At 46.0% G+C, this 14,859-nt stretch carries 11 protein-coding genes; 6 read left to right on the top strand and 5 right to left on the bottom strand.

The window, feature by feature from the left end; genetic code table 11:
* Nucleotides 1–294: 294 nt before the first annotated feature.
* The 4 genes from ABK01_RS00790 to ABK01_RS00775 form a co-directional block, all read right to left on the bottom strand.
* Nucleotides 295–834 (bottom strand): flavin reductase, encoded by a 540-nt coding sequence (locus ABK01_RS00790; RefSeq protein ID WP_253675862.1) that lies wholly within the window; start codon nucleotides 832–834, stop codon nucleotides 295–297.
* Nucleotides 835–863: 29 nt separating this feature from the next.
* Nucleotides 864–1,760, bottom strand: a complete 897-nt coding sequence (locus ABK01_RS00785; protein ID WP_253675861.1) for a DUF368 domain-containing protein — start codon at nucleotides 1,758–1,760, stop codon at nucleotides 864–866.
* Nucleotides 1,761–1,829: 69 nt separating this feature from the next.
* The gene (locus ABK01_RS00780) at nucleotides 1,830–2,789 is read right to left on the bottom strand and encodes a GGDEF domain-containing protein (RefSeq protein WP_212565669.1); all 960 of its coding nucleotides are present in this window, start codon (nucleotides 2,787–2,789) and stop codon (nucleotides 1,830–1,832) included.
* A complete protein-coding gene (locus ABK01_RS00775) occupies nucleotides 2,789–3,778 on the bottom strand; it encodes a GGDEF domain-containing protein (RefSeq protein WP_253675860.1) in 990 nt (329 codons plus the stop codon). The genes ABK01_RS00780 and ABK01_RS00775 overlap by 1 nt, the downstream gene beginning before the upstream one ends.
* A 266-nt stretch (nucleotides 3,779–4,044) precedes the next feature.
* Between ABK01_RS00775 and ABK01_RS00770 the strand changes: the two genes are divergently transcribed.
* From ABK01_RS00770 to ABK01_RS00750, 5 genes are all read left to right on the top strand, one after another.
* Nucleotides 4,045–5,658, top strand: coding sequence for a Na+/H+ antiporter NhaC family protein (locus ABK01_RS00770; protein WP_253675859.1), 1,614 nt, complete (start codon nucleotides 4,045–4,047; stop codon nucleotides 5,656–5,658).
* A 74-nt stretch (nucleotides 5,659–5,732) separates the two neighbouring features.
* On the top strand, nucleotides 5,733–7,232 hold the full coding sequence (locus ABK01_RS00765; protein ID WP_253675858.1) for a LamG-like jellyroll fold domain-containing protein: 1,500 nt from the start codon (nucleotides 5,733–5,735) through the stop codon (nucleotides 7,230–7,232).
* A gap of 17 nt (nucleotides 7,233–7,249) precedes the next feature.
* Nucleotides 7,250–10,531 carry a tetratricopeptide repeat protein gene (locus ABK01_RS00760; protein ID WP_253675857.1) on the top strand — a complete coding sequence of 1,094 codons (3,282 nt, stop codon included), beginning with the start codon at nucleotides 7,250–7,252 and terminating at the stop codon, nucleotides 10,529–10,531.
* 87 nt (nucleotides 10,532–10,618) lie between these two features.
* A complete protein-coding gene (deoC, locus tag ABK01_RS00755; RefSeq protein ID WP_212565663.1) occupies nucleotides 10,619–11,266 on the top strand; it encodes a deoxyribose-phosphate aldolase in 648 nt (215 codons plus the stop codon).
* Between the two features lie 139 nt (nucleotides 11,267–11,405).
* Complete coding sequence (locus ABK01_RS00750) at nucleotides 11,406–12,308, top strand: amidohydrolase family protein (protein ID WP_253675856.1); 903 nt, start codon at nucleotides 11,406–11,408, stop codon at nucleotides 12,306–12,308.
* A gap of 65 nt (nucleotides 12,309–12,373) precedes the next feature.
* Here the strand turns inward: ABK01_RS00750 and mnmG are convergent, their stop codons facing one another.
* On the bottom strand, nucleotides 12,374–14,341 hold the full coding sequence (gene mnmG, locus ABK01_RS00745; protein WP_253675855.1) for a tRNA uridine-5-carboxymethylaminomethyl(34) synthesis enzyme MnmG: 1,968 nt from the start codon (nucleotides 14,339–14,341) through the stop codon (nucleotides 12,374–12,376).
* Nucleotides 14,342–14,434: 93 nt separating this feature from the next.
* Between mnmG and ABK01_RS00740 the strand changes: the two genes are divergently transcribed.
* Nucleotides 14,435–14,827, top strand: coding sequence for a thioesterase family protein (locus ABK01_RS00740; protein WP_212565661.1), 393 nt, complete (start codon nucleotides 14,435–14,437; stop codon nucleotides 14,825–14,827).
* The last annotated feature ends 32 nt before the right edge of the window (nucleotides 14,828–14,859 follow it).

Below are 14,859 nucleotides of genomic sequence, written 5' to 3'. Positions count from 1 at the left end.
TTCTGCGATTTTTATCTACTCTGCCTGATGCGTTTGCCCTTCTTTGAATAAACTGTGCGAAATTTTATTCAAAATTTCGCACAAAAGGAAGGTTTATTTTAAGCGGTACAAATGGTACCGCTTAAAAACACGGCGAGTTTGCTTTGCGCAAACGTCGCGGATTAACGTGTGCGCCTGTCGCGCACGAATTGAACAACTTCCAAAGTTAACACTTTGTTCAGTTGTTCAATTTTTAGGAAGGTGACCTCTTAACAAATGTCTGAGACGGTTCCCTTATTATTGTATATCAGTGTTCTATTTGCTGCGAAGATAGGCATCGCGGATTTCGCAGAAATAGACGTAGTGAAAATCTTTTTTGGGATAACAGTCGATAATGACCTGTGGGTCTAAAAACGAGTCCATATCGAACTGACTCCGGTAGAGTTTCCGGCATGATACGGTGAGTATGGCTTCCTCAAATCCGATAACGGTATTGTCGTGGAATACCGGTGTAAGCCCCGCGCTGGCAGCTTTATCTTCATCCCTGCCCGACACGGTACCGCAAATTTTAAGGGCTTCGCACATTTTTTCATCGGCAGTATCCAAAAAGGACACGCTCAAGTAATCTTCTTCTTCGGCAAATACCGCGGTATGCCGCTGCGGTCTAATAAACAAAGCAGCCATCGGTCGGTTCCATAAATGCCCCATCAATGCCCACGATGCAGTCATAGTATTCCACTCGCCGCGTTCCGTTCCATGTCCGGCGCTGACGAGTACACCATGTTTAGCTAACGCAGAAAAAGGCTTAATCACCTTGTCTACTAATTCCGATGTTACTTGTAAAGATTCAAACATACATTCCTCCCACTGAAAAAGATATACGGTTATTCCTCATCTGCGGCATCTTTCTGCTGTTCCAGTGCTTCTCGCCTCGAAAAGAACGAAACAGCCGCGTAGCCGATAACACATACTATTCCGGAAACAACCCGCATCGTAAAAGGCTGGCAGCTGGTGTTCGGATAGAGATAGAATACCGAGCCTGCAACCAAGCCGAGAATAAAAGCATACATCAGCGCAGGGAAGCGTTCCAGCAATACGGCAATCAGTCGCGCTCCGAATACCAACCCTGCCCCAACGCCAAGCGCAATAGGTATAAGCAATAGCATATTAAAGTCCGCGACTGCTTGCAGTACTGTCGGATATACGCCGAGAATCAACAACACAAACGAGCCGGAAATACCCGGAATCAGCATCGCAACCGCAGCTAAAGCTCCCATTACCGCTAATTTTGCCGCAAATGGCAGCGAAAAGGCGGTAACAACGGCAGCAGCTTGTACACCGCGACGCTGTAAGAAAAACATTCCCAGCATCAGTGCAAAACCGGTAATTCCGCAGCATAGCGTTCCATACAGCCATCCGGCTGTCAGAGAGCCATTCTCTGCAACTGCCGCAGCGGGGATACCGGCACGAGCCTTTCGGAATAAAAACGGAATGCTCCCCGCCACAACCCCGATAAAAAAGGCGCTTGTCTGTGCCGGATACGCGCGGTATAGCAGCGTAATCACCTTTGCAAACAGCACAATTCCCGCACCGATTCCCAAGGCAAGGCTTAGTATATCCTGCCAAGCCTCTTTTATCCGTTTACAATTAAGTGAACTCAATATGATTAATTTATCGTAGACATTGCAAATTACTGCAATCGTACCGCCGGAAACTCCTGGTACAACATTGGCGATTCCAATGAATACTCCCACACCGAAGAGCTTTAGAAGTGAAATCATACCGTATAAACCTTATATTTTTTCATATTGATACGACTTGATATGACAGCTCCGCGTTTTTGTACTGTACTAAGCTGTGCATACACGGTTTCGCCCCTGCTCTTTTGCACAGTATAGCGCTTCGTCGGAATGCTTGAGTATATCCTGCACATTATCGTTATGGGCGCAGGGAACTAAGCCGATTGAACAAGAAACCGCCAAATCGGGATGCTCGTTAAATCTGATAGCGTTTACTCCCTCACAGACATTTTGGCAAAGCGTTTCAGCTCGTTCAAAATTTCCTCCGACAATAAAACAGAACTCGTCGCCGCCGTACCGGATCAGCGTATCCTGATGGTCAAAGGTTTTCTTAAACACATCGGTAATTGCAAGTAAAATGCTGTCGCAGAACACACTTCCGTAGGTTTTGTTTAAAGTACCGAAACGGTCGACATCCACCATTGCAAAACTGGCGCCGGTGGTTTCCGTGTTTCGGCGGATAAGGTTTCCGATATTATCATCCAAATAGCGCCGGTTAAAGAGGCCTGTAAAGGGATCGGTGATGGCGCGCTTCTTAGCTTCGTCGCCCCATTGGATAACTTGCGTTAAAAAGCTGTTTGTCCGCAAGAGGCGGGAAACCGTACTTGAAAGCATTTGTTGTAGGATAGAAACGGCAATAACAGGGTCGTTTACAATAATCTGCGAAAAATCCCGCGCTTTAAGCATAAAGCAGGAGGTGTTTTCCACCGCCGTACAAGAAGCTGAACGGGCCGTTTGTTCAAGCAGCGACATTTCACCGAAAAAGTCTCCGGAACGCAGTCTGCCCAGTTCGATATTTTCTTCTCCCGATTTTACCGAAATCGATATGCATCCTTGCACAATAATAAAAAGCTCCGAACCGATTTCCCCTTCATACACGAGGGTCTGCCCTGCTTCAACCTCGCAATAGAAAAGGGATGAAAGGACAACGCCCATTTGATCAGGTGTTAAGCGTGAAAAAAGAGAGGTTTTCCGTAAAACTTCAAGCCATCGCTGTTTTACTTCGAGCATTATATATCCTCCGGAAATAAAATCATCGAACCGCCGCGTTGTCTACCTATGAGCGGCATACCGGAACACCGTGTTACAATATCGGTGTAAATTTTCCCGTGCTGGGGAAAGAGGACAACACCAAGGCTCATACTTAAAAAGATTTTCTCTCCATTAAAAAGATGAGAAAGATCTAACGTTTCCAACTCATGTTTGATTTTCTCTGCAAATGTTCGAGCAGACTCCTTATCGGCATAGAGATGCGTAAGGACTGCAAATTCGTTCCCTTCGTAACGCACCAAAATGGTATTTTCCGAAAAGGCTTTTTTTAGATGACCGGCAATAAAAATAAGAGCCGTGTCCCCCGCTTCATGACCGAAACTGTCGTTGATCTGCTTAAAGTTATCGGGCTTCATCATAATAAGTGCAAAAGGTCCCTTGCAAAATTCTGCAAAAGATTCCTCTAAATAGGTGCGGTTAAATAGACCGGAAAGTTTATCGCTATAGACTTGATTCCGCAGCTCGCGTACAACCGGTGAATTCTCTTTAATGAGCATATTGGCAGCTCTGGTACGTTGAGAGGTGAAAATCAATAATGATTGAAAGAGATGTGCAAGTATCCGCGGATTATCGTGGAATAAGGTTTCAAGCGGAACCCCGCCTTTGGGAAATTCTAAGACACGGGCTTGTTTACGCGCTATTGCATACGCATCGTGTGGTTTACCGGTCAGCAAGGCGATTTCGCCGAATAACTCCCCTGCAACAAATTCAGCCAACGCAGCCTTTTTATCGGGAGCAAGGACTTCCACACTGCCGTTCAGTAACAGATAGACCTTCGAGCCGTTCTCTTCGGGTGTAAATATTACGCTGCCATCCTCAAATTCATTTACTTGACAGTGCATCATAATTTCGTCCAGTTCAATGTCAGTCCAGCCGGAAAAGAATGAGGTTTTCTGTAAAAACATTTTTGCTTGAACAGCTAAGTCCGCTGATAATGGTATTTCTTGCATACCCTGTACTATATCATAAAACGAACAGGTAGTCATTAACGAAGAACGCATTTTTTTTGATTGTAAAGATGTTTTCCGAATTTGTAGGATGGATTATAAACTCATTCCTATAATACTAAGTATACCAAGCATCCCATTCCTACTGTACAGATATAAAATATATGCTACAATGCCTCTTCGGTTATCTCTAAACATTTGGTTAGATTTTGGGGGTTTTCTCTTTTTTAGCTTATCTCAACCTTGATAAAAAGGAGCATTATATCTTTATGGATCACTTTGGACTGTGGGGTATTATCCCTCCCGTTTTAACTATTGCGCTTGCCTTCATCACAAAAGATGTTATTGTCTCGCTTTTCTTGGGGATATTATCCGGCTGTCTAATCGTTGCCGGTGGAAATCCTGCTGCGGCGCTTATGCAAGTAACGGATTTACTTGCAGGTTCTTTAGCAGACGGTTGGAATATCCGCATCTTCCTATTCTGCGGATTACTCGGCGCACTGGTCGGTATGTTGTCAAAAACGGGGGCGGCACAGGCATTTGGTTTATGGATGTCCAAAAAACTGAAAAACGGAACAGCTTCTCAGTTTGCAACGTTTATATTCGGGTTAATCGTTTTTATCGATGACTATTTTAACTCTTTAACCGTCGGAACCGTTATGCGTCCGATAAATGATCAGCATAAGGTTCCGCGTGCAAAGCTCGCATATATTTTGGATTCCACCGCAGCTCCGATATGTATTTTAGCGCCTGTTTCAAGCTGGGTTGTTACCGTTATGTCTATCGTAAGAAATTCCGAAGGATTCAGTAAACTAGGCATGAGCGATTTTGAATTTTTTATCCGCGCTATTCCGTACAACCTTTACGCGCTCACAACGATTCTGATGATTCTTGTCATCATCTTTTTTAAAACGGATTTTGGCGCTATGAAAAGATCAGAGAACTTAGCAAGAACTTCCGGTCTCCTCTGGAACGAAGAAGTCTACGGGGTTATCTCCGGCGATGTCCCCGAAGAGCAAACAACTCTCGCAAAGCCGATCGATATGCTGCTGCCCATTTTGCTCCTTATTGTTTTTGCTATTGTCTTTTTCCCCGCCGTTTCGTGGATCAATGCCATAGACGGCTCCACAATTACCAATATATCACAAGCAGCCGCATCGATGAGTCTCCGCGACGCTTTTATCAATACCGATTCATCCTATGCGCTTTTTTATGCCATTATTTTTACTTTAACCGTTACATACGTTTACTATCTTGCACGCCGCCTTATGAATCTAAAAGAAGCAAGCGAAGCTGTCCGCGACGGTATAAAGTCTATGGTTCCCGCTCTTATTATTTTGACGATGGCGTGGTCAATCGGAGCGGTCATACGCTCATCTCCTGCAGACGGCGGTTTGGGACTGGGACGTTACCTTTCCGAACTGGTTGTAAGCAGTTCCTTCCCGTTGTGGATACTCCCCGCCATCGTCTTTGCGCTGTCAGCCGTTATTGCATTTGCAACCGGTACGAGCTGGGGTACGTTCGGTATTATGATCCCGATTATTATGCCGATAGCTGTCGGGTTAACGGAAAACGCCGGATTAGCGCAAAATACCGCGCTCAACGCCGTCTTCATCTGTATTTCGGCCGTCCTCGGTGGGGCTGTTTTCGGTGATCATGCATCCCCTATTTCAGATACTACAATTTTATCCTCTACGGGGGCAGCTTGCCCGCATTTGGAGCATGTCGCAACACAGATGCCGTATGCGCTTTTTGTTGCAACGTGTTCGTTAGCAGGTTTTATCACCGGTGGAATCTTTATGAATATTCTTTCCGCATGGATCGCTGTTTTAGTTGTATTTATCGGCGGCATCATTGTTTTACCTAAGATAACGAAAGCGTAAAAGTAACTGCTATAATTACCTTGTCTATTAAAACTTTCTTAAATGATATATACTTTTATCCGATAATTAAGACGATGATGTGTACGAAAAAATTTTTTTCAGTGCTATTTTTTTTCTCAAGCATTCTTACTGCTTCGTTTACCGGTAATGCTGTATTTGAATTAGGCGGAAAGCATGGGTGGGGAATGCTGCAGTATACGGAAAATATACAGATGTGTCCGGGAAAGTACGGGAATCCCGGTATTTCGCTCAGCAGCAGTGTCCCAAAGATAACGCAGGAAACCGATCTTTACCTTAATTTCGATTCTCCCTCTATTATAGAAGAGACCAGCTCCTATACGGTTGTCTCCTCGAATATGCGTTTTGCAGGCGCTGAACAAGCAAAGCTCGGCGCTGGCGCTGCAATGTGCAGTCCTCATATCAAAACGGCCGGTTTGGTTTTAAAGCCTCAAAAAGGATCTTTTTTCGGAGGTGAAAGTTCTGCCGGTTCGTTTACGATTGAATTTTGGATTGCGCCGTCGGTTACCGAAAACGGGAGTATTATTCTCCAATGGTATTCCTCATATTTTGAAAGCGAACGCCTAACCGACCAACACATTATCGCACAGATCATTCAGAATAAGTTGCAATGGGATTTTTTTAATATTTGGCAAGATAAATACAATAACGGTATTCCTATTCAGCTGAGGGGGCGCACTAATTTAATTCCTTCGCAATGGTCACACCATTTGATTACGTATGATGAAGAAATCGGGCTGTTGGAGTACCGGATGAACGGGCATACAGAGAACATCGTCTACATTACCGAGAATGGGCGGGAAAGCGATGCCGTTTTATTGTCAAAAATGGGGAATGCGGCTGATCTTTCAATCGGTGTGCATTATTCGGGAATGCTTGATGAGATGAGGGTAACCAAACGGTTTGTCGAACCGCCGACTTTTGCCGAGCAGACAGCGCTATTTGACCGGTATCACCTTAACGGCGGTCGTTTTGAATCTCTGATTATTGATTCAGGCGGTTCTCTGTCCGAAGCAAAGATGTTGACTGTTTCTGTGGACACGCCGGTACAAACGGACGCAGTGTTCTTTATTCGATCCGGAGAGAACCGTTACGCATGGACGGATACGGAGCCTGCATGGAAACCCGTACACAGCGGACAGGCAATTACGGGAATGCAAGGACGATTCTTTCAAATTGCAGGAAATCTGTACCCTGATGCGGAAGGACAAAAAACGCCGATTGTGCATTCCATCAGCCTTGAATATGAAAAAGATTCCGAGCCGCTACCGCCAGCACGGTTATTTGCAGCGCCTAAGGACGGCGAAATCGAGCTGTCATGGACACCGTCAATTGATTTTGATGTAAAAGGTTATATGGTTTATTACGGCGAGCGCCGTGGAGAATATTTTTCGGCGGGTTCGCCACTGAATGTGGGTAAGGTTCTTTCTTATCGCATACCGAATTTGCATAATGGTAAAATTTATTTTTTTGCCGTTGCCGCCTATGATGATGAGGTCGGTACGCGGGTAGGGGCGTTTTCTCAAGAAGTATGGGCAAGGCCGCGGAAGGAATAACGGTTTGTAGAGGAACTATGTCGGAGTCACTTGATTTTATCTTTGAACGTGCAAATTCAGCTTTAATTACTCAAGATTTTGAATATGCCGAACGGTTATTGACCAATGTGCTCACCAAACGTCCTGATATATCGCCGGAAGATAAGGAAAAAATCGAAAACTTATTGGCGCGTATCTATGGGGATGAAGGTAACTCTGAACGCTCGTTGGAAGCCTATCTTCGGTTATATGAGCGCGAACCTGACAATCTGCACCTTATGCTGAGCATCGGACGTGTTTATCGGCATCTATGCCGCTATGAAGATGCGCTTAACATATTGCAAAAAGCAAGAGATGCCGGCGGTGATACCAATGAGGTGCTGTATAGCTTTGCAAAGACCTACAAAAAGATGGGGGATTATGCGAAAGCTGCCGGATATTTTTTGCGTGCGATAGAACTTAAACCCGACCATGCTCATGCGTATGACCGGCTTGGTAATCTGTATGTTTTAACCGGTGAAACGGATAAAGCGATTGAAATATATAAACAAGGTATTCGTGTAGACGCTAATCATCCCTATTTAAATTTCCACCTTGCCGAACTTTTACGCCAAGAAAAGCGATATGAAGAAGCGATTGTATATTATAACTCGGTACTTCGTGTTAATCCTGCGTGGGCAGAAGTATTGGCGGGGATTGCTGCTGCGTATTTAGGGTTGGATAAACTTGATGATGCACTGAATACCTATCGATCGCTGCTTCGTGTAACCGGTGAAAACGCCCCGATTTATACGGAGCTCGGGTATCTTTTTGAAAAGAAGCAACTTCAGCAGGAAGCTGAACAATATTATTACGATGCTTTGACGATTGATCCCGGATACGCCCCTGCTGCACTTGCCTTAACGGCTCTTTTAGAAAAAAGACAGCGGTATAACGAAGCGCTTTCGATCTTACTTGCTGCAGAAGCTGCTCCGGTAAATGCCGACAATCATGCATTACGGCTTAAAGCCATTCAAATGTGCATGTATGCGAAAGATTATGCAAAAGCCCATGAGCTTTTTGGACGGTTGGACACGGAACACAGTAACAGCCTTAACGCACTCAAGCTGCGGGGACAACTGTATGCCCTTACCGGCGAGCTTGAACAAGCTGAAGAGACATTCAAACAAATATTAACAACAGCGCCATCCGCGATAGAGTTCCGCCAAGAACTTGCCGAACAATACCTTTTGGCGCATAAATATGAAGCAGCTAAGGAGCAGCTTAAACTTTTCTTGAGGCAAAAGCCGAACGATATTTCTGCATTGATGGCATTAGGCAAAGCTGAAGAATTGCTAAATAATCCTCAGGCAGCGTATCAAGAATATCAGAAAGTGCTTGAGTTAAAACCGAATGCTATTGAAGCCCACTCCGCTCTTTCTCGGTTATTTCAAAAACGGGGAGATACGCTTGAGGCTTTAAAAACGGCAAATGAGATTCTTAATATGCAGAGCGGCTCCGAATCGGACGAACCTGAACAAGATATGTCCGCCTCGCTCGATCTCTATGAGCAGGCTGCAGAAAACTATATAGCCGATCCATTGTTAACCAAAAACCTTGAACAGCTAAAATCAGATGATTCACATCTTTATATTTCTCCGGCAGAATTGAATCCGGATCCGAAACAAAATATTCCTTCATTGCGAGACATATCAATGTCCGAACGGGAGCTCCCGTTTGAAATGCTCATCGAAGGGACTGAAGAGGTAAAGGAACTTCCGCCGGAGAAAGATGATACTTCTATTGACGGTATCCAGTTGATTGGCGCTCAACAATCGGATATATCCGGTCTGTCCGCATTTCCAGCTTATTCCCGTGCGGTGTCTGCACCCCATGCGTTCGGCGCCGGAAATTTTGATGCTGCGAGTCTTGCTGCAGCATCAGGGAGCAGCATCGGTGGTGCCCCGCAAATAAACAGCAGCTTACCGAATGGTCAAGGAGGCGCAGCCGCCAATGAGACAGTTGCTTCACCTGTCGATGAACTGTATCTTAATCCGGATCATTCTGAAAACAACACCGCCCTTGATGTAGGCGGCATTTCGCAAAAAAATACACAAGCGTTGCAAAAGTTGCAAAACCTTATTCGTGACGAAGCGACGCAGAAAAGATTAAAAGAAATAGATAGCCGCGGTACCAGCATAGGTTTTTTGCAGGATATTATTTCGGATATCGATAAGCAGTTTGATGAGAATCGCTATGTGCAAGTCGTCGAGGTTTTAGCTGAAAGAATTGCTGAAAACCTGAGCCGTAAAATGCCGCTTCAACCGGTTGCTCCAAAAGAAGAACCTGAGGATCAGTCGGTTCAATCGGAACCGCAAGCATTGCAAGAACCGGAGGAAATACCCCAAGCAGCAGCAACGGAAGCTGCCGCAGAAGAGTGCCCCGTCGCAGTAACAACAGCAGGAGAAGCTGAAGCAACAGCAGCAGCAGCAGCAGAAGAAGAAGAAGAAGGTTTACAGATTGCCGAAACGCAAGAATCTTTCCCTGAGATGGAAAAAGATTGTGAACCGGTTAATGAGAATGTATCGGTGAATGACGATAATGTTCAGGTTGTCGAAACTTCGGAAGAAGATATTTTCGGTGACGAAGAAAATCATGCAATTTCGCTTGAAACCGACACTGTTCCGATAGTTGAGATGACGGACAAAGACCCTGCAGAAGCGGTTACGGAAGAAGCAACGGAAGCAGAAGCTGTAGATGTTCAACCTGATTTCGCTCAAGAAGACAATCCCGAAATTATCGTTGATAATGATGAAGATGCTGCTACCGAAGATTCGGTGTCCGAGGATTCGGAGAACGAGGCAGAATGTGAGCCGAGCGATAACCAAGTGCCGTTTGTTCTTGATCAAGAACAGCAAAACCTTTTGTGGTGTCACGCAAAACATCAGATTAAAGATTCTCCTTCGTTTGAGCAATATCTTAATACGACCGACCCCGAGCAACTTGCTCAGTTGTTCTTGTATTTGCGCGATTTAGCTATCTATCTTCCGCAGGAAGAACTTGAAATTTTTCTTAACAGCAGTGAACGAATACAGATTTATTATATTATTGCTCGGTTATCGGGCGAACTGGGGCTTAAAGAACGTGCGAACCTTATTAAGCAGGCTTGTAGTGTAGTGAGTGAACCGCAGCCGTATAATGATGCGGCAGTATTTAAACTGCTGAGTTATTTACGTGATTTAAGTATTGACTTGCCGGATCAAGAATTGGGAACAAGAGTAAGACAAGAATTGGAACAATTAATGGCGAATATGTCGGCGGTGTTGCCTAACTTATCATAAGCTAAAGAGATGTCGCAAATTACATCTAAGGAAAACCTCTAAAAACTGAAGTTTTTAGAAGTTCCCTATTATTTTTAGGAGAAAAAAATGGAGTTGAATAAGTATATCGATCATACTTTATTAAAGCCGAATGCCGTAGAATCGGAAATTATTGCATTGTGTAAGGAAGCGAAGGAGTATCATTTTGCTTCAGTGTGTGTGAATCCTTGCAATGTCGCATTGGTCAAAAAGGAACTTGCCGGTTCCGATGTGATGACGTGCAGCGTTATCGGATTCCCGTTTGGAACACAGACCACCGAAGTAAAGTGCGCCGAAACCGAGCAGGCTTTGAAAGACGGTGCCGATGAAATCGATATGGTTATTAATATCGGGAAACTGCTTGAGGGCAACACCGGCTATGTTGAAAAAGAAATCGCTGCACTTGCTTCTATCTGCCATGCAAAGAAAGCTCATTTAAAGGTAATCGTGGAGACGTGTTATCTGTCCGAAAAGGATATTGCAAATGTCTGCGCTGCGGTTGAACAAGCCGGAGCTGATTTTATTAAAACGTCTACCGGTTACGGTTCACGCGGGGCAGCGCTTGAGGATATTGCATTATTTAAAAAATACCTCAAAAAAGATACAAAGATTAAGGCGTCCGGCGGTATCCGCAGCCGCGAGGATGCCCTTAAATATATAGAAGCAGGGTGTTCAAGGATTGGCACCAGCAGCGGTATTAAAATTATCAAAGGATAAATCGCCGTTAATGGATATTTTGCTGTATAATGCAGTACGGCTGTCAGATTTAAGATTTTTCGATATTCACCGATAATTACACTGTCGGTTTGTCGGAATATATGTCGGATACCAGTAGAGGCGCAAAAAGGGTTTTAGAATGAAAGATCTTGAGTATTTAAAATCGCGACCGAAGTCGGATACGCATAATCATCTCAATTTGAGTATGAAATACGAACGTTACAAGCATTGGGCGGGCGTAATCATTCCAAATTTTCCCCGCAAAATGGCAGGTCTTGATGAAATGCACCAAGTAATCGGCGCTTATACTCGTCCGCGCTGTAAAACGGCAAAAGACGTCAAAGCCCTTTTTGAAATGTCTATACAGGATGCGATTGCCGATAATGTTGTATGGCTTGAAACATCAATTGATATCGGTTTTATAAAACATTACGATAACAATATTGATAAGTTTTTATCAGACATTTCGGAGCTTGTGGCAAAATATAAAAAGCAAATTGAAATACGCCCCGAGGTTGGCATTCCCAAAACGCTCGATCGTAATTTTATTCGTACATGGGTATATCCGCTTTTTGGAAGTAAGGTGTTTAAGAATGTCGATTTATACGGCCCCGAAGTATTTGAAGGCATTGAGGATTTTGACTATATCTTTAAACTGGCCGAAAAGCATAACATCAAAAAGAAAGCACACATCGGAGAATTTTCCGATGCAAAATCCGTTCGTAAATTTGTTGAGTTTTTTAATTTGGATGAAGTGCAGCACGGTATCGGAGCCGCTTCCGACGATTCGGTGTTGAAATTTTTAGCTGACCGAAAAATACGTTGTAATGTGTGCCCGATGAGTAATGTGATGCTGAGCGCAGTACCGAGTTTAAAAGAACACCCCATCAAAAAGATGATTGATGCGGGGATTCCGATAGGGCTCGGTACCGATGATCTATTGTTCTTTGGAAAGACAAATAGCGATCAACTCTACGATATGCTGAAATGCGGGGTGATTACGGACGCCGATGCAGAAATGCTGATGGCGGTACGTGGTTAAGTGATGCACCGCTTATGCTTCTCTTGAAAATCTCCAAACCTAACTGAGTTTTTAGAAACACACTCTTATTTTATCGCGACCATCAAAACCATAATATCCGAAGGCCTGATGCCGGGAATTCTGCTTGCCTGTCCGATTGTGGCAGGCATTACCCGCTTTAACCGTGCAAGCGATTCCGTAGAAAGCCCCGAAACCGCATCGTAGTTAAAGCTCGGCGGGATACGGCTCGTTTCCATCTTCTTCATTTTATCAATTCGTTTATCCTGCGCGACAATGTAATGCTCATAGCGGATTTCCAGTTCCGCCGCGTTTTTAATTGCCTCGGAATACTGTGCGCTTGCAGGATCGCATCGGCAGATCAGCTCGAGCGGGATGAGCGGGTCGTGCAGCGCGTCGGCGAGGGACTTACCGAGATGACACTGCAAAGCGGGTTCCGCTTCCACAATGCTGCCGGTAATTTTCAACTCCCGCCAGTGTTTGATAAGCTCGCCGCGCTGCACAAGTTTTTCCTGTAGGCGGGTATAGGCGCTTTGTTTTTGCAAGCCGATGCGGTATGCGCGCTCGGTGAGCCGCTCGTCGGCGGTATCGTGCCGGAGCTTGAGCCGGTATTCGGCGCGGGCGGTGAACATCCGGTAGGGTTCATCGACCCCTTGCGTAATAAGGTCGTCGATCATTACGCCGATGTAGGCTTCGTCGCGGCGGAGTGTGAACGGTTCGTAGGCTGCCGGTCGCGTATTGCTGCGGGATGTCCCCTGCGTGGTGCAAGCGTTATCTTGCGGGGCACCGGCTTGCGGTCGCGCGATGCCGTTGCTGCAAGCGCGGGCATACAACGCTGCGTTGATGCCGGCGATGAGGCCTTGACCGCCCGCTTCTTCGTAGCCGGAGGTTCCGTTGATTTGCCCCGCGGTAAAAAGCCCCGCAATCCGGCGGGTTTGTAAGTCCGGTCCCAGCTGTAGCGGAGAAACTACTGCGTAGTCAACCGCATACGCGGGGCGGGTAATCACGGCATCAGCAAAACCGGTCAGGGTGCGGAGCATTTGATCTTGCACATCCTCCGGCAGCGAAGACGAAAATCCGTTGATGTACAGCTCATCGCTCATCAGCCCTTCCGGTTCGATATACAGCTGATGCCGCGTGCGTTCGGGGAACTTCCGTACCTTGTCTTCGATGGAAGGGCAGTAGCGGGCGCCCGTTGCGTGAATTTTCCCCGAAAAAAGCGGCGAGCGATGAAAGTTTTGCCGAATAACCTCGTGAGTATGCTCGTTGGTGTAGCAGACATAGCACACTGCCGAAGGGCGGAATATTTCCGCCGTGTCGAAGGAGAACGGGCGCATCACTGCATCTGCTTCTTGTATTTCCAGCTGAGAAAGATCGACGGATTTCCGTAATACGCGGCAGGGGGTACCGGTTTTGAGCCTACTCATCGTGAAGCCCTTGCGCGCAAGGGCGGCGCCAAGCCCGATCGCCGCTTTTTCACCGAGGCGGCCTTCTTCCGCTTCGAACTCGCCGATGTAGATTTTCCCTTCCATAAAGGTGCCGGTGGTGAGCACTACCGCTCGTGCGGAAATTGTTCGGCCGCGCGCCGTCAGTACCGCCTGTATGCTGCCGTTTTCCACAAGCCCGCTTTCCGCAGTCTGCGAGGAGATGACATCAACAACCGTATCTTGGTAAATATGGAGATTTTTTTCTTTTTCGAGGGTGTACTGCGCGGTCTGCGCATATAGGAATTTATCCGCTTGAATGCGGGGCGACTGCACTGCCGGCCCGCGGCTTTTGTTAAGCAGGCGGTATTGAATCATACACGCATCGGCGAGTTTTCCCATCTCGCCGCCGAGCGCATCTATTTCCCGCACGATGTTACCTTTGGAAACGCCCCCAATCGAGGGGTTGCAGGACATTCTGCCGATAGTATCAACTGTTTGTGTAATAAGAAGGGTTTGCGCACCCATTCGTGCGGCGGCGAGCGAGGCTTCGATGCCTGCGTGTCCCCCGCCGACGACAATCACGTCATAGTCCGAATAACGAAAATTCATAGCGGGTATTATAGCGAAACGGCTCTTGTTTGTCTGGTATAGATTTGTATTTTCGGCTATAACTATGTTGCATATTTATAATTGGAGGTGGTTATGGAAGTAGGAATTAAAGGTGATGCCAGCTTTGTTGTTACAAAGGAAATGCTCGCAACTGCGGTGGGGAGCGGAACGGTGGATGTATTTGCAACGCCGGCTATGATTGCTCGGATGGAAGATACGGCAACGCGCAGCGTGATGCCATATTTGGACGAAGGGCTGGCAACGGTGGGAATCCATGTGGATGTACGGCATCTTGATGCAACCCCCGAGGGAATGAAGGTGTCCATCCATACTGAATTGATAGAAATCAATGCAAACGGAAAATTCCTAACCTTTCAGGTTGAAGCGCGTGATGAGCGCGGCGTGATCGGCAGCGGTATCCATGAACGCGCGATTATCAATGTCGGCCGCTTTATGGAAAAAGTGGATAAAAAGAAAAACGCATAACGTAAATTACATTTAAGGACACTCTCAAAAAA

The organism is Treponema sp. OMZ 305, assembly GCF_024181325.1.
Lineage (GTDB): Bacteria > Spirochaetota > Spirochaetia > Treponematales > Treponemataceae > Treponema.
Note: the sequence above shows the minus strand (reverse complement) of the source record. Positions and strands in the feature narration are given on the sequence as shown.